Raw genomic sequence first — 15,275 nt, forward strand, 5'->3', positions numbered from 1 at the left:
AGGGAGGATTTCCTTTGATCATCGGTCTCGGTTCCGACCTCTGCAACATCGAGCGGATCCAGAATTCGCTCGACCGTTTCGGCGAGCGCTTCGAAAATCGCGTCTTCACCGACATCGAACGCGCCAAGGCGGCGCGGCGGCCGTTCACCCGCGCGGGCACCTACGCCAAGCGCTTCGCCGCGAAGGAGGCTTTCTCTAAGGCCGTCGGCACCGGCTTCAAACGCGGGGTGTTCATGAAGGACATCGGGGTCGTCAACGCCCCGTCGGGCGCACCGACGCTCGCGCTGACCGGCGGCGCCGCGGCCCGGCTCACGGCGATGATCCCGGCGGGCCACACCGCGCATATCCATCTGACGCTGACCGACGACCATCCGTGGGCGCAGGCCTTTGTCATCATCGAAGCGATCAAGGACTGACCGGATAATGGCGAAGCAGACGAAGCAGACGACGACCGACGACGGCGGCTGGGGCAAGCTGGCGCGCGATATCGTCCTGATCCTCCTCCTCGTGCTCGGCATCCACAGTCTGGTCGCCAAACCCTTCTATATTCCGTCCGATTCGATGATGCCGGCGCTGCGCAACGGCGACCGCCTGATCGTCAGCAAATATCCCTATGGCTGGTCCTACGCCTCGGTCAGCTTTCACCTCGCGCCGAAAGTCGCGGGCCGGCTGTTCGGCAAGCTGCCCGCGCGCGGCGACATCGTCGTGCTCGAGCATCCGCAGACGCGGGTCGACTATATCAAGCGCGTCATCGGCCTGCCCGGCGATACGATCGTCATGCGAAACGGCGAACTCAGCATCAACGGCGAGCCGGTCAAGCGCGAGGTCCAGCCGCTGCTGGAAATCCCGGTCGACGCGAACACTCCGGGTCCGGGCAGCAGCCTCGACCGCTATATCACCCGCCGCGCCGACGGGCGCGCGGTGCTCGAACTGCCGATCATGCGCGAGACGCTGCCCGGCGGCGCGACCTTCGACACGATCGACATGGGGCCGGGTTACACCACCGACGATTATGGCCCCGAAACCATCCCCGCCGGCCATGTCTTCCTGATGGGCGACAACCGCGACGGCAGCGCCGACAGCCGGGTGTCGGCCGACCGCAAGGGGCTGGGCGGCCCGGTGCCCTTCGACGTCATCGCCGGACGCGCCGAGATCGTCAGCTTTTCGACCGACGGCACCGCGATCTGGTACAACCCCTTGAGCTGGATCCAGGCGCTACGATCGGGGCGTGCGGGAACCGACCTCAAGCCCGCGCGTGAAGGGGCTGCACGATAGGGAGCGAAACGATGGCGCCGAGGACCGAGGAAAACACTGCCCGCGCCAAAGCGACCGCCAACGCCCCCGGCCCCACCGAAATTCGCAGCCATCTGGTCCGCACCGAATTGCTCAAAGCGAGCGTGTGGCTCGGCCTCGCCCTGCTCATCGGCATCTGCATCGTCCTGATCCAGCCGATCCTGCTGATCTTCGCCGGGATCGTGATGGCGGCGATCCTCGATGGCGGCACCCGCCTGCTCGGCCGGGTGCTGCCGATCGGACGTGGCTGGCGGTTGTTGATCGTCTGCCTGTCGGTGCTGCTGTTCATGGTCTGGACCGCGGTGTTCGCGGGGTCGCAGATCACCGCGCAGGTCGCCTCGCTGCAAGGCGTGGTCATGGGGCAGGTCGAACGGCTCGCGGCATGGGCCAGCAGCCATGGCATGGGCAATTTCCAGCTCGATACCAAGACGATTTCGGACAATTTCGCCGGCACGTTCGGCCGCGTGACCGCCGCCGTCGGCTCGGTCGTCGGCGCCTTCACCAGCCTGGTGATGATCCTCGTCCTCGGGGTGTTCCTCGCGATCGAGCCGCGGCTGTACGAACGCGGGGTGGCGTGGATGCTGCCGATGAAGCATCGCGAGAATTTCTATATCACCACCGCTCGGATGGGTTTCACCCTGCGGCGGCTGATGGCCGGCCGCCTGCTCGGCATGCTGGTCGAAGGGATCGGGACGTGGCTGGCGTGCCTTGCGGTCGGCATCCCGATGGCGGCGCTGCTCGGTCTGCTCACCGGCCTGCTCGCCTTCATTCCCAATATTGGTGCGATCGTGTCGGGCGCCCTGCTGATCCTGGTCGGCTTTTCGGCAGGGACCGACGCCGGGCTGTGGGCGATCGCCATCTATCTGGTGGTGCAGACCGTCGACGGCTATGTGATCGTGCCGATGGTGGCGAAAAAGACCGTCGACCTCGCCCCCGCGCTGGTGCTCGGCGCGCAGATCTTGTTCGGCGCCCTGCTCGGCATCATGGGCCTGTTCCTCGCCGACCCGATCGTCGCGATGATCAAGGTCGCGCTGGAGCGCGAGGCCGAGCGGAACGCGGAAGACGCAAACTAAATCCGTTCGCCCGCGGTGAGGCTGAGCCTTGTCGAAGCCTCGCCTCGAAGGGCCTCGTCGCGAAGGGTTGCCGCGCCAAGCGGCCTTCGAGACGCCAATTCGGCAAGCGCAATGACACCTCGGACCCAATGGGGGCTTTGTCAGTAGTCCTTGTCAGCCGGCCTTTGTCAGGATGGTATGATCACGGCTGCGGCGCACCCGGCGGCGGACCAGCGGGGCCGGCCTCACCCGGCGCGCCCGGCGCGCCCTGCATCTGCTGCATCATCTGCTGCTGTTGCTGCATCTGCTGCTGCATCGCGCGCACCTCGGCCTCCGAGCGGAAGTCAAGCAAGGTCACGTCGAAATGGAGCGTGCTGCCGGCCGGGATCGGCCCGACCGCGCGGTCGCCATAGCCGAGCTGCGGCGGGATGGTGATCTTGTACTCGCCGCCCTTCTTCATCCGGGTCAGCGCTTCGGAAAATCCGGGAACGACCCCGGCGACCTGCATCGGCGCCTGTTCGTTGGCATCGAAGACGGTGCCGTCGGCCAGCTTGCCTTCATATTTGACCAGCACAACGTCGGCCTTGGTCGGGCTGTTGCCCGTGCCTTCCTTGACGACTTCGAACCCGATGCGCGGTGTCATGTGGAGCGCGAAGCCGACGGCGACCGCGACCAGCGCCGCGATGCCGATCCACAGCAACCACAAACCGCCCTTGCCCACCGGGCGCAATGGAACCGTCGTCACGCTCATTTTCGCTGATCCTTGCCGCTGCCCTGCCGGGTGATATCGTTGGCCACGCCTATAGGCGGAGCAGCGCAGGGCGGTCCAGAGACAATTACTCCCGACCGCCGACGTCCGCGTTAAGGTGGGAGGAGGAAGGAGGCGTGGAAGAAAAATTGGTTCGCGCAGCGAGCTTCATTCAGGGCCGATGGGCCGGGATTTTTTGTTTCACACGAAGGCACAAAGGCACGAAGATGTCGTGCAGACCGCGAAGCGGTTTCATTGGTCAACCGTTGCGAAGCGACGCGGCGATGATGGGGGAAGCGGCCTTGCGGCCGCAAACCTGCGTCTTCGTGCCTTTGTGCCTTTGTGTGAAATAATCTTCGCCGTCGCCGGCCCCACGGCGCTCTGTATCGGCTAGTGCGCTGCCTTCGCCCCTTGGGTCCGCAACCGGTCGGGAGCCGTCATAGTGCCGTCTCCAAAGAAAAAGGCGCCGCGGTTGCCCGCAGCGCCTGTTTCACGATCAGGACCCTTCGGAAAGGGCGTCCTACTTGATCCCGTCGCGTTCCATCCGCTTGCGCTCCATCTTGCGGGCGCGGCGGACGGCGGCGGCGCGCTCGCGCGCGCGCTTTTCGCTGGGCTTCTCGTAATGACGGCGCAGCTTCATTTCGCGATACACGCCCTCACGCTGCAGCTTCTTCTTGAGCGCGCGAAGGGCCTGGTCGACATTATTGTCGCGAACGATGATCTGCATAAACCGTATCGTCTCCTGTTCGTCAAACGATCTGCGGCACCGGGTGCATCCGGTTCGCCATAAACCGCCGATATTCGGGCAATAAAAAGATCGCCGCGATCACGCGACGTTCCGATGGAGCGCCACTAGGCGGATTCGCACCGAAAGGCAAGCCCCCGCGCGGCGGGGCGCGCGGCAAAGCCGGTTATTGGCTGCCGCGGCGCCGGCTGTCGGGAACTTCGGGCGCCGATCCCGGCTGCTGCGTCGCCAGCGGCAACGGCGCGATCGACACGCCGAACAGCCGCCATTTGCCCGTGTACCACTGAAATTCGAAGTCGAAGGCGACCGCGGTCGGACGCAGCCCGAAACTGCCGCGCACCCGCAGGATATTGCCCTGCCCGACCTGCGGCGCGCCGTTATAGACCGGCGCGAGCAGCAGGCTGTTCGACAGGTCGACGCGGTTTTCCCGCAGCGAAGCAAAAATCTGCGCCAGCCGCGACGGGTCGTTGGCGATCTGGAACGCCGGCGAACTGATATCGCGCAGGACCGAATAATTGCCCGACTGGTTGGCATGGTCGATCGCGGTCATCGTCGACCAGATCAGCTTGGCCAGTTCCAGGTCGCCGGGCACCGGCATCGCCGCCACCGGCGCCGGGGCCGCCGCCCCGCTTTGCGCGGCGGCCGGGACCGCGGGCGCGAGCATCAGCAGCGCGGCCGACAAAAAGACGCCGGCCCGGCCCGGGCGGCGCGGCGAAATAGGGGACATATTCATAGGATTCCACATGAAATGGCGATGCTCCTTCGAAAAGGAGCATCGCCGATTTTCTTCCGGTTTACCAGACGACCTGGAAACCGCCGCGGGCGCCGATTTCGCCCGAATCGAACCCGGCACCGACGCCGGCCGAGAAGGTGGCCTTCTCGCTGATCCGCGCGGTCATCGCGACCGACCCCGCGGTCCGGTCGTTGTAATAACCGATACCGCCCGACATGCCGAACTTGGCATCGGAAGGCAGCGCCGGGGTTTCCATCGACAGCGCCAGCGCAACACCCTCGTTGGCGAGGCGCGCCTGGCGGCGGTTCTCGTCGGAGAGCGCGAACAGGCTGCTGATCTGTCCGGTGTGCGTCGTGGTCAGCGCCTGCAACGAGGCGACGTTGGCGTTGGTCGCGGCGAGCGCCGATTGCGTCGCCAGACTGGCCACCGTCGGCCCTGCCCCCAGCGTGCCCGACCCGTCGACCGTGGCGAAGCTGAGCGTTCCGGTCTGCGCGGCGGTCGAGGCGGCGATGTCGCCGACCCGCACCGAGCTGCCCACGCCGCCGAGCGCCACCTGGTTGGCAGCGGTCGTCGTCGCGCCGAAGCCGACGGCGGTCGAGTTGTCGAACGCTGCATTGGCGTTCTTGCCGACCGCGGTGGCCTGGACGCCCGCCGCATTCGCCTGATGGCCTGCCGCAAGGCTGAGGTTGCCCGTCGCCACCGCCTGCCAGCCGAACGCCTGCGCGCCGCGGCCCGATGCGACCGATTCGCCGCCGACCGCGGTCGAGTGGAAGCCCGAGGCCGTCGCGAGATCGCCGACCGCGACCGCATCCTCGTCCGACGCGACGGCGAAATTGCCGACCGCGGTCGAGGTCAGCCCCGAAGCATTGGCGCTCTTGCCGACCGCCGTCGCATTGGCGCCCGCCGCATTCGCCTGGTGCCCCGCCGCAAGGCTGAGCGCGCCGGTTGCCGAGGATTGCCAGCCGAACGCCTGCGCACCGCGACCCGATGCCACCGACTCGGCGCCCGCCGCGGTTGAATGGAAGCCCGACGCCGTGGCCAGATCGCCGATTGCGACCGCATCCTCGTCCGAGGCGACGGCGAAATTGCCGACTGCGGTCGAGGTCAACCCCGACGCATTGGCGCTCTTGCCGACCGCGGTCGCATTGGCGCCGGCAGCACTGGCCTGATGCCCTGCCGCGAGGCTGAGCGCGCCGGTCGCCGACGATTGCCAGCCGAACGCCTGCGAGCCGCGGCCCGACGACACCGCTTCGGCACCGACCGCGGTCGAGTGGAAGCCGGTCGCCTGCGCGGCGTCGCCGACCGCAACGGCATCCTCGTCGGATGCCACCGCCAGATCACCGACCGCGGTGCTCGTCCGCCCGCTCGCCGCTGCGCCGAAGCCGACGGCGGTCGCCTGATATCCGCTGGCCTGCGAAAAGGCACCGTTGGCCGTCGAACGCTCGCCGAGCGCCAGCGCGTGCGACCCGGTCGCTGTCGAAGCCGTGCCCTGCGCGTTCGCCTGATTGCCGGTGGCGGTGCCGAGGTCGCCCAAAGCCCGCGACTGGTCGCCGACCGCGACCGAGCGATCGCCCGCCGCATTGGAGAAATTGCCGACCGCGGTTGCCGCGGCGCCCGAAGCATTGGCGCTCTTGCCGACCGCCGAGGCGTTGGCGCCCGACGCATTGGCCTGATGCCCCGAAGCGAGGCTGAGCGCACCGGTCGCCGACGATTGCCAGCCGAACGCCTGCGCGCCGCGGCCCGAGGCGACCGATTCGGCGCCGACCGCAGTCGAATGGAAGCCGCTCGCGTTCGCAAGATCGCCGACCGCCACCGCATCTTCGTCGGTGGCCTCGGCCAGATTGCCGATGGCGGTGCTGGTGAGCCCGGTGGCCAAGGACAAGGTGCCGACCGCGACCGCGCTGTCCGCGCTCGCCACGGCGGCGGTGCCGACGGCGATGCTGTTGCTGGCGCTGGCGGTCGAGCTGACGCCGACCGCGACGCCGTTCGTACCCGACACGGTGTTGAACGCACCGACCGCCGTGCCGAACGCGCCAGTGGCGGTGACCGTATTGTTATCGCCCACCGCAGTCGCGCCGGTGGCGCCGGCGGCGATCTGGCTGCCCGTACCGAGCGCGGTGCTGAACCCCCCTGCTGCGATCACGGGCCGCGATGCGACGCCGCCGCTGCCGAGTGCGGTCGAGGACCGGCCGCTCGCGACCGCCTCGCTGCCGACAGCGGTGCTGTTGACGTCGCTTGCATCGGCTGCGGTGCCGCAGGCGAGTGCCGTCGGGTCCGCGGAGGTAGCGCCGCCGTCGGTGTCGGCAGCATCGGCGACGCCATCGTCGTTGGTGTCGAGGATACATTCGGCCGCCTGGGCCGGTGCCGCCGCAAAGCTGGCATAGGCCGCGAGCGCAAATGCCGAGGCCGATAATCTCATGATATGACGCATTGTGGTTCTCCCCTGTGCCGCGGCGGGCAAAATGGCCGCGCCGCACAATCCCTTGCGCCTGCATCCGACATGGGTAGGGGTAGCCAAGGTCGACCACGCACACACACGCCAGCGGACCATTTTGCCTCTATCGAACAAATGGATGGTCCAGCAGGTTCGACCCTGATTCGAAACCTGACCGGGAAGTTGCGTTTCGTCAACGTCTTATCGCTTTTGTTAACCTGTTCGCCGCAGCGGCCGCATGGCATTGTCTTCGCCCCTCGCCCTGTGGCATAGGTGGCGGAACGAAACCGACCATGGGAAAAGGATCAGGCGATGGCGACCCAGCTGAAGCGCAACAGCAAATATAGCGAAGCCGAATGGACGGCGCGGCAGGAACTGGCCGCCTGTTACCGCGTCTTCGCGATGATGGGCTGGGACGAGATGATCTTCAACCATATCACGGTGAAGCTGGACGATCAGGAGGGCGCCTTTCTGATCAACCCCTATGGCATGCATTTCAGCGAAGTGACCGCGTCGAGCCTGATCAAGATCGACATCGACGGTAACAAGCTGGACGCGGACAATCCCTGGCACGTCAACAAGGCGGGTTTCGTCCAGCACAGCCTGTTCCACCGGGTGCTGCCCGACGCGCACGCGATCATCCACACCCACACCACCGCGACGATGGCAGTATGCGGACTCGAAGGCGGGCTGCAACCGACGAACTTCTATGCCTGCAACTTCATGGGCCAGATCGCCTATCATGATTTCGAAGGGGTGACGGTGCGCGAGGAAGAAGGCGCGCGGCTGGTCGAGCATCTCGGCGACAAGCGCATCCTGATGCTGCGCAACCACGGTCCGGTGGTGATGGGCAAGTCGCTGTCCGACGCCTTCATCAAATATTGGGCACTGCAGCGCGCGTGCGAGATCCAGCTCGCGACGATGAGCATGGGCAAGCCGATCCTGGTCGGTGAAGATGTGATCAAGGTCCATCAACGCGACCTCTATCAGGCCGCGATCCCCGGCCAGTCGGGCAAGGCCGAATTCGACGCGATGGTGCGCAAGGTCGACAAGATCGACACCAGCTGGCGTGACTAATCCTGCCGCGGCGCTAAACCAGCCCGTATGACGCGATTCTCGGTCAACGACCGCCCGGTCGAATATCGCATGGACCCCGAAACGCCCCTGCTGTGGGCGCTGCGCGACGCGTCGAACCTGACCGGTACCAAATATGGCTGCGGCACCGGCGAATGCGGCGCCTGCACCGTCGATATCGACGGCGAGGCGATCCGCAGCTGCCTGGTCACCATTGCCGAGTGCGAGGGACGATTCGTCACCACGATCGAGGGACTGACCCGCGACCGCAGCCATCCGGTGCAGCAGGCGTGGGTCGCCGAGCAGGTGCCGCAATGCGGTTTCTGCCAGTCGGGGATGATCATGTCCGCCGCGGCGCTGTTGCGGTCGAACAGCAACCCCACCGACGCCGACATCGACGCGGCGATGACCGGCATCTGCCGGTGCGGCACCTATCCGCGCATCCGCACCGCGATCCGCCTCGCCGGCCGGGTGCTGCGCGGCGAAGAGCGCATCGCCGCCGCGCCGCCGCCGGGCATCCGGCCCGAGGATGCGGCGCGCGCGGTCCCGGCGCTACGCCCGCCGCGCGGCTCCTGAGAAGCTCGTTCATCTAGCTGAACCTAGGGCAACATCGCGGTTCAGCCACCGATCATCTTGTTTGCGCTAACTCTCGTTCCATCATCCCGGCTGGTCCCTCCAGCATGTGGAACATGAGTTGGAGTATGGCACCATGAAAAGGATATTCGGAGGACTGCTGATCGCGGCGACGATGCTGACCCCGGTCGCTTCGGCGTCGGCGCAGGCATCGGGCGAGCGCATCCAGCTGGCCCAGCGCGGCGACCGCGGCGATCGACAAGCCCAGCGCCAGCAACGGCAAGCCCAGCGCCCCGAGCGCGCGGCGCGCCAGCAGCAGCGTGCCGAGCGGCAGGCCCAGCGCCCGCAGCGCGCGGTGCAGCAGCAGCCGCGCGTCGAACGCCAGCGTCCTGACAATGGCGCGGCACAGCGCCAAGCGCAGGCCCAGCGCCAGGCGCAGGCGCAGCGCCAGGCGCAGGCGCAGCGCCAGTCTCAGGCCCAGCGCCAGAGCCAGGCCCAGCGTCAAGGTCAGGCGCAGCGTCAGGTGCAGGCGCAGCAGCGGGCGATTGCCCAGCGCCAGGCACAGCAGCAGGCCCAGCGCCAGCGCGGCGGCGTCTATGATCGCAACGATGACGGTCGCCTCGACCGCCGCTGGGATCGCAACCGCAACGGCGAAGTCGATCGGCGCTATGACCGCAACGACAACAACCGCGTCGACCGTCGTTACGACCGCAATCGCAACGGCGACCTCGATCGCCGCTGGGATCGCAACAACAACAACCGCGTCGATCAGCGCGACGGCCGCTACGATCGCAACCGCGACGGCCAGATCGACCGCCGCTACGACCGCAACAACAACGACCGCGTCGATCGCCGCTATAACAACGGCAATCGCTGGAACCGCTCGTGGCGCGACGACCGCCGCTACAACTGGCGCGACTACCGCCAGCAGTACAGCAGCCGCTATCGCCTCGGCACCTATTATTCGCCGTACCGCAACCATCGCTACACGCGGTTCAGCATCGGTTTCAACCTGGGGTCGCTGTTCTACAGCAACCGCTACTGGATCAACGATCCGTGGCAGTATCGCCTGCCGCCGGCCTATGACGGCTATCGCTGGATCCGCTATTACAACGACGCGATCCTCGTCGATACCTACAGCGGTCAGGTCGTCGATGTGATCCACGATTTCTTCTGGTAATAATCCTTTCGGTTATCAGATGACAAACTGGGGGCCGGTTCGCCGGCCCCTTTTTTTGTGGCGGGGAGCGGGCGGTTGAGCACGGAGCCGATCCTCCCCGGCACGGGGAGGGGGACCATGCGAAGCATGGTGGAGGGGTACGCGGTGTCGAGCGCGGCGTATGACCTCCTGTGCCCCTCCACCACCCTGCGGGTGGTCCCCCTCCCCCTGTGGGGGAGGATCGCTCCCCCCCCCCCACCGATCCGCACCATCTCGCCCCCTCCCCTTTCATCGCTTGCCCTCCCCGCCCGCCCGCGCCACGATGGGCGATCAGACAGGGGAGATCATATGCGTAAACTGGCCATTGCCGCCGCGACGACGCTCGCGCTGCTCGGCACCGCCGCTCAGGCGAAAACCACCGTCATCTATGCGGGCCGCGTCATCACCGATGCCGGCAAGGCGGCGCAGGGGCCGTCGACGGTGACGATCACCGACGACCGCATCGCCGCCATCACCGCCGGGCGCAGCGAAGCGCCGGCGGGCGCCGAAATCGTCGACCTTGGCGACAAGACGTTGCTCCCCGGCCTGATCGACCTGCACGTCCACCTGACCGGCGACCCCGGCGGCGATTTCCGGAGCGAAGCGGTCGAGCCCGCCGAATGGGGCGTCGTCGTCGGCGCGAAGAACGCCGGCGTCACGCTGCGCGCCGGCTTCACCACCGTGCGCGAGGCGGGATCGGCGCAATATAGCGCCTTTTCGCTGCGCCGCGGCACCGCCGACGGTTTCATCACCGGCCCGCGTATCATCGCCGCCGGACCGGCGCTTTCGATCGTCGGCGGCCACGGCGACGTCACCGGCTTTCGCGAGGACGTCCACGACGTGCTCGACCAGGGCTATACCTGCACCGGCGCCATCGAATGCGCCGAAAAGGTCCGCAAGGCCTCGCGCGCCGGCGCCGACATCATCAAGATCACCGCCACCGGCGGCGTGCTGTCGCAGCAGGGCCGCGGGCTGGAAGGCCATTTCAGCAAGGCCGAACTCGACAGCATCGCGAGCACCGCCCATTCGCTGGGGCTGAAGGTGATGGCGCACGCCCACGGCGCGCGCGGGATCGAGGATGCCGCCGCGGCGGGCATCGACACGATCGACCATGGCACCTTCGCCGACGACGCCGCACTGCGGGTGATGAAGGCGAAGGGCACCTATCTGGTCCCCACCCTGATGGCGTTCGAGGGCATTCGCGAACGGCTGGGCAAGGGCATCTACACCCCGACGGTCGAGGCCAAGGTCCGCATGACGCTGGCCGATGTCGGCAAGGCAGTGACGCGGGCGCGTGCGCTGGGCGTGCCGGTCGCCTTCGGCACCGATGCCGGCGTTTTCGAACATGGCCGCAACGGCGGCGAATTTGCGCTGCTCGTCAAATATGGCCTGACCCCCGCCGAAGCGCTGGCGAGCGCGACGACGGTTGCGGCGCGTGCGCTGTCGATGGAAAACGAGATCGGCCGCATCGCCCCGGGCATGTCGGCCGACCTGATCGCGGTCGATGGCGACCCGCTGACCGACGTGACGGTGCTCGAGGATGTCGACTGGGTCATGGTCCGCGGCCGCATCGCAGACTAGGGCCGAACGCACTGCGGATCAGGCGGCGCGGTCGATGCGCGGCCGCGCCGCGGCGCGGCCCGTTGCCGCCGGTCCGATCACCGTTTCGATGTCGATTGCCTTGGCGAACTGCACCCCGACGCGGTTTTCGATCGACCAGCGCGCTTCGGCGTCGAGGATCAGCCCCGGCGCGAACTCGAGCTTGAGCGGGGTGCCCTCGGGCACGTTCCACAACCCCTCGATCAGCGCGCCGCGCGCCGACATGTTGCGAACGATCGCTTCATAGCGGTGCTGTCCGCCGGCGACGTGGATGGTGCGAAAGGTGCTGAGGCGCGGTTCGCGCACGCTCTTGTATCCTTGCGCGACGACGCGGCCCTCGCCGTCGCGCAGCAGCGCCAGCACGTCGTCGATTTCCATCGGCCGGCCGTAGATATAGCCCTGGACGTGGCTGCACCCGAGCCCGCGGATCAACGCCAGATCGTCGTGCGTCTCGACCCCTTCGGCGGTCGTTTCCATATTGAGCGCGGTCGCCAGCCCGACGATCGACGAAATGATCGCGGCGTTCATGCTGCTCGGGTCGGCGGCACCGAGCACGAAGCTCTGGTCGATCTTGATCTTGTCGAACGGCGCCTTCTTCAAATAGCCGAGCGCCGAATAGCCGGTGCCGAAATCGTCGAGCGCGAGGCGCACCCCGGTGCGCTTCAATTTCTGGAACATCGCCATATTTTCAGGACTTTCGTCCAGGAAGACGCCCTCGGTGATCTCGAGTTCGAGCTGGTCGGGGCGGATGCCCGATGCCGACACCGCGCTCAGGATTGTCGCGGGCAGCTTTTCATTGGCGAACTGGCGCGGCGAGACGTTGACCGCGACGCGGTAATCGGGGCCGAGCCGCGCGATCGTCGCGCAGGCGGTGCGGATGATCCATTCGCCGATCGGCACGATCAGGTTCGATTCCTCGGCGATCGGAATGAATTTGGCCGGGCTGATCATGCCCTCGGTCGCATGGTGCCAGCGGATCAGCGCCTCGAAACCGGTGATCCGCTCGCTGCCGACGTCGACGATCGGCTGGTACAGCAGCCTCAACTCGTCTTTGCCGAGCGCATCGCGCAGCGCATCCTCAATCGCCTTGCGCTCGCTCGCCTGGTTGTGCATCGCGTCGGCATAAAAGCGATAGACGCCGCGGCCCGCATCCTTGGCGGCATAAAGCGCCAGGTCGGCATTGCGCACCAGCGCCGACGCCGACACCCCCTGCCCCTCCGACACCGCGATGCCGATCGACGATCCGACCCGCACCTGCTCGCCCTCGATCGCGAACGGCTTGGCGAGGCTCAGGATCACTGCATTGGCGACGCCCGCGAGCTTTTCGGGCTGCGTCATCTGCGGCAGGACGATCTGGAACTCGTCGCCCCCCAGTCGCCCGACCTGCCCCTTGTCGCCGACGATCTGGGTCAGGCGGCCGGCGACCTGTTGCAGCAACTGGTCGCCGACCGGATGGCCCAGCGTATCGTTGACCGCCTTGAAGCGGTCGAGATCGAGCAACAGCAGCGCGCACGGTTGCGGCTGGCCGATATGGCTGCGCAGCGCGCGCTCGAGCAGGTCGGTGATCTGGAGGCGGTTGGCCAGCCCGGTCAGCGTGTCGTAGCGCGCGAGCTGGTTGATCTCGCGCTCCGAGCGCTTCTTTTCGGTGAGGTCGGTGCCGCTGCCGCGAAACCCCTGGAAATTGCCGAGCTCGTTGCTGATCGGGTTGCCCGAGATCGACCACCAGCGCTCCTCGCCGTCGACCGCCGCCTGGACGGTCAGCTCATGGAACGGGGTGCGCGACGACAGGCTGAAACCCAGCGTCCGCTCCTCGCTGTCGTCATTGCCCAGCCGCTTGCGGATGATGTCGGTGAACGGGCGCCCCAGCACCTCGGCCAGCGGCCGCCCAAGCTTCGCGGCGACGGTGGGTGAGACATAGACGAGCTGGCCGTAACGATCGGTTTCCCAGAACCAGCCGCGCCCGGCGCGTTCGAAATCGCGGACCAGGTTGAGCGCGCTCTGCTGTTCGCTGATCGCCAGCCGCCGCGCGCGCGTCGCGCGGCGCTGGTGCCGGACATCCTCGCGCATCATGACAATGAGCAGCGCGAGGAACACGCAGCCGGCGACGGCAAAGGACCAGGACGCGACGCCGATCGCGCCGCCGAACGCCATCGCGCCGGCAAAGGTAAAAAAGGCGGGCCGCACGATCGCTGCCGCCGAGGCGGCGACGAGGATCGAGCCGACCTGGATCGCGGTGAAGGCATCAAAGAAGAAGCGCCCGTCGGGCACCGCAATCGCCGCGAACATCGCGGCGGCGTTGAGCACCGTCCCGAGCGCGATCAGGATCATCGCCCCGACGGTGACCGGCCGCAGACGCCGGGCCGGCAGGCCGCGCGGCCGCCGCATCGCCTGCCCGATGACGGTCAGCACCAGATCGCAGAGCAGCCCCGCCGCCATCACCAGCCACTGCGACGGGCGGTCGAGAAAGCCCGCAACGCCGGGAACGAACGCAAAGACGAAAAAGGCCAGCGCGCGGCCGATCAGCACATAATGCCACAGCTGCGCGACCCGCATCAGGCGGGTCACGAACGCGGGCGAGTCGAACAGCGATTCGTCCGGGGACAATTCGCTGGCGGCCGGCCGCACGATGTTACGCTGAACCTCCAAAATTCTGCCGATCCTGCTCGTCTGGTCCCGGCGAAATCTCTGTGGGAAATGGGTTGCCAAAAGCTTACCCGGCGACGGGCTTTCTCGCCGCTTCTGTGCCATTATGGATGCTATTCCGTTTCGCATCGCAACTTGTTAGGATGCGGCCATGCCTGCCGTCCGACTCTTTCCGCCCGACCGCTTTTTCGACCGCAGCGAATGGGCCGCGATCACCGCTGCGTCGCGCTGGCGCGGGGTCTGGCTGGTCGCGCACGCATGGCTCATCAGCATCGCCGCGGTCGGCCTCGCCGCCTGGAGCGGCCAGCCGCTGGCGTGGCTGCTCGCGATCATCCTCGTCGGCGGGCGCCAGCTCGGGCTGGCGATCCTGATGCACGATGCCGCGCACGGATTGCTCCATCCCGACCGGAAAACCAACAATTTCCTTGGCCAATGGCTGACCGGCGCCGCGGTCGGCTCCGACCTCATCGCCTATCGCACCTACCACCTTCAGCATCACAAATTCACCCAGCAGGCCGAGGATCCCGACCTCGCGCTGTCGAAACCCTTTCCCACGACGCGCGCCAGCCTCGCGCGCAAGGCGCTGCGCGACCTGACCGGTCAGACCTTTTTCAAGCAGCGCGCGGCGCAGTTCGGCCTCGCGCTCGTCGGGCTGAAAGCGTTGCTCCGCGGCGCATCCGCCGGGGCGGCGCGCGCGGGCACCAGCGCGGGAACGCCGTTCAACAAGCCATCGGACGACGGCATGACGTCACCGACGGTCGATGTCGCCGGCGCGATGGCGGTGACCCGCGCGGTCGGCCGCTTCCTGCTCGTCCAGGCGGTGCTGCTCGCCGCCTCGCTCGCGCTTTACGGCTGGACGCCTTACCTGCTGTGGCTCGCCGGGCTGGCGACGACCTTCCAGCTGTACCTCCGCATCCGCAACATCGCCGAGCACGCGTGCACGACGACCGGCAGCGACGATCCCTTCACCCACGCGCGCACCACCCGCGCCGGCTGGCTCGCGCGCGCGACGGTTGCGCCATATTGGGTGAATTATCACGCCGAGCATCATCTGTTCATGGGCGTGCCCTGTTATCGCCTGTCCGCGGTCCACGCGATGCTCGCCCGCGCCGGCAAGCATGAGGCAATGACGATCGCGCCGAATTATGCCGCGGTGCTGCGCCAGGTGACGGCGGCGGGGTGA

The 15,275-nt window shown here is 67.2% G+C and carries 13 protein-coding genes; 8 read left to right on the top strand and 5 right to left on the bottom strand.

The features are described 5' to 3' along the window. The first annotated feature begins 14 nt into the window (after positions 1-14). Genes acpS through HEQ22_RS09185 form a run of 3 tightly spaced genes read left to right on the top strand, consistent with a single transcriptional unit; the run spans position 15 to position 2,366 of the window. Entirely contained in the window at positions 15-416 is a 402-nt protein-coding gene (gene acpS / locus HEQ22_RS09175) for a holo-ACP synthase (RefSeq protein WP_432767603.1), read from the top strand. Positions 417-423: 7 nt separating this feature from the next. Further along, positions 424-1,275: a signal peptidase I gene (gene lepB, locus HEQ22_RS09180; protein ID WP_432767604.1), complete on the top strand. Its 852-nt coding sequence runs from the start codon at positions 424-426 to the stop codon at positions 1,273-1,275. An 11-nt stretch (positions 1,276-1,286) separates the two neighbouring features. Then, on the top strand, positions 1,287-2,366 hold the full coding sequence (locus tag HEQ22_RS09185; protein WP_432767605.1) for an AI-2E family transporter: 1,080 nt from the start codon (positions 1,287-1,289) through the stop codon (positions 2,364-2,366). A 181-nt stretch (positions 2,367-2,547) separates the two neighbouring features. On the opposite strand, the gene HEQ22_RS09190 is transcribed toward HEQ22_RS09185, so the two are convergent. The 4 genes from HEQ22_RS09190 to HEQ22_RS09205 all read right to left on the bottom strand — a co-directional run bounded on the left by HEQ22_RS09190 (position 2,548) and on the right by HEQ22_RS09205 (position 6,990). Beyond that, positions 2,548-3,096 carry an FKBP-type peptidyl-prolyl cis-trans isomerase gene (locus HEQ22_RS09190; RefSeq protein ID WP_432767606.1) on the bottom strand — a complete coding sequence of 183 codons (549 nt, stop codon included), beginning with the start codon at positions 3,094-3,096 and terminating at the stop codon, positions 2,548-2,550. 517 nt (positions 3,097-3,613) lie between these two features. Beyond that, entirely contained in the window at positions 3,614-3,820 is a 207-nt protein-coding gene (gene rpsU / locus HEQ22_RS09195; RefSeq protein ID WP_003047635.1) for a 30S ribosomal protein S21, read from the bottom strand. Between the two features lie 184 nt (positions 3,821-4,004). Then, a complete protein-coding gene (locus tag HEQ22_RS09200) occupies positions 4,005-4,571 on the bottom strand; it encodes a hypothetical protein (RefSeq protein WP_432767607.1) in 567 nt (188 codons plus the stop codon). Between the two features lie 61 nt (positions 4,572-4,632). After that, positions 4,633-6,990: a YadA-like family protein gene (locus HEQ22_RS09205; protein WP_432767608.1), complete on the bottom strand. Its 2,358-nt coding sequence runs from the start codon at positions 6,988-6,990 to the stop codon at positions 4,633-4,635. A 327-nt stretch (positions 6,991-7,317) separates the two neighbouring features. Between HEQ22_RS09205 and HEQ22_RS09210 the strand changes: the two genes are divergently transcribed. The 4 genes from HEQ22_RS09210 (at position 7,318) to HEQ22_RS09225 (ending at position 11,431) form a co-directional block, all read left to right on the top strand. Continuing rightward, positions 7,318-8,082, top strand: a complete 765-nt coding sequence (locus tag HEQ22_RS09210) for a class II aldolase/adducin family protein (protein ID WP_432767609.1) — start codon at positions 7,318-7,320, stop codon at positions 8,080-8,082. A gap of 27 nt (positions 8,083-8,109) precedes the next feature. Then, the gene (locus HEQ22_RS09215) at positions 8,110-8,655 is read left to right on the top strand and encodes a (2Fe-2S)-binding protein (RefSeq protein WP_432767610.1); all 546 of its coding nucleotides are present in this window, start codon (positions 8,110-8,112) and stop codon (positions 8,653-8,655) included. Positions 8,656-8,788: 133 nt separating this feature from the next. Then, complete coding sequence (locus HEQ22_RS09220; protein ID WP_432767611.1) at positions 8,789-9,832, top strand: RcnB family protein; 1,044 nt, start codon at positions 8,789-8,791, stop codon at positions 9,830-9,832. A 327-nt stretch (positions 9,833-10,159) separates the two neighbouring features. After that, the gene (locus HEQ22_RS09225) at positions 10,160-11,431 is read left to right on the top strand and encodes an amidohydrolase family protein (protein ID WP_432767612.1); all 1,272 of its coding nucleotides are present in this window, start codon (positions 10,160-10,162) and stop codon (positions 11,429-11,431) included. Between the two features lie 18 nt (positions 11,432-11,449). Here HEQ22_RS09225 and HEQ22_RS09230 read toward each other — a convergent pair whose 3' ends face one another. Beyond that, on the bottom strand, positions 11,450-14,095 hold the full coding sequence (locus HEQ22_RS09230; RefSeq protein ID WP_432767613.1) for an EAL domain-containing protein: 2,646 nt from the start codon (positions 14,093-14,095) through the stop codon (positions 11,450-11,452). Between the two features lie 148 nt (positions 14,096-14,243). Here HEQ22_RS09230 and HEQ22_RS09235 point away from each other — a divergent pair, with 148 nt between their 5' ends. After that, on the top strand, positions 14,244-15,275 hold the full coding sequence (locus HEQ22_RS09235) for a fatty acid desaturase family protein (RefSeq protein WP_432767614.1): 1,032 nt from the start codon (positions 14,244-14,246) through the stop codon (positions 15,273-15,275).

Source organism: Sphingopyxis sp., from assembly GCF_050916055.1.
Classification (GTDB): Bacteria; Pseudomonadota; Alphaproteobacteria; order Sphingomonadales; family Sphingomonadaceae; genus Sphingopyxis.

Coding starts and splice junctions, on each gene's coding strand:
- lepB (WP_432767604.1), top strand. CDS start 424: ATGGCGAAGCAGACGAAGCAGACGACGACCGACGACGGCGGCTGGGGC.
- HEQ22_RS09185 (WP_432767605.1), top strand. CDS start 1,287: ATGGCGCCGAGGACCGAGGAAAACACTGCCCGCGCCAAAGCGACCGCC.
- HEQ22_RS09190 (WP_432767606.1), bottom strand. CDS start 3,096: ATGAGCGTGACGACGGTTCCATTGCGCCCGGTGGGCAAGGGCGGTTTG.
- rpsU (WP_003047635.1), bottom strand. CDS start 3,820: ATGCAGATCATCGTTCGCGACAATAATGTCGACCAGGCCCTTCGCGCG.
- HEQ22_RS09200 (WP_432767607.1), bottom strand. CDS start 4,571: ATGAATATGTCCCCTATTTCGCCGCGCCGCCCGGGCCGGGCCGGCGTC.
- HEQ22_RS09205 (WP_432767608.1), bottom strand. CDS start 6,990: ATGAGATTATCGGCCTCGGCATTTGCGCTCGCGGCCTATGCCAGCTTT.
- HEQ22_RS09210 (WP_432767609.1), top strand. CDS start 7,318: ATGGCGACCCAGCTGAAGCGCAACAGCAAATATAGCGAAGCCGAATGG.
- HEQ22_RS09215 (WP_432767610.1), top strand. CDS start 8,110: ATGACGCGATTCTCGGTCAACGACCGCCCGGTCGAATATCGCATGGAC.
- HEQ22_RS09220 (WP_432767611.1), top strand. CDS start 8,789: ATGAAAAGGATATTCGGAGGACTGCTGATCGCGGCGACGATGCTGACC.
- HEQ22_RS09225 (WP_432767612.1), top strand. CDS start 10,160: ATGCGTAAACTGGCCATTGCCGCCGCGACGACGCTCGCGCTGCTCGGC.
- HEQ22_RS09235 (WP_432767614.1), top strand. CDS start 14,244: ATGCCTGCCGTCCGACTCTTTCCGCCCGACCGCTTTTTCGACCGCAGC.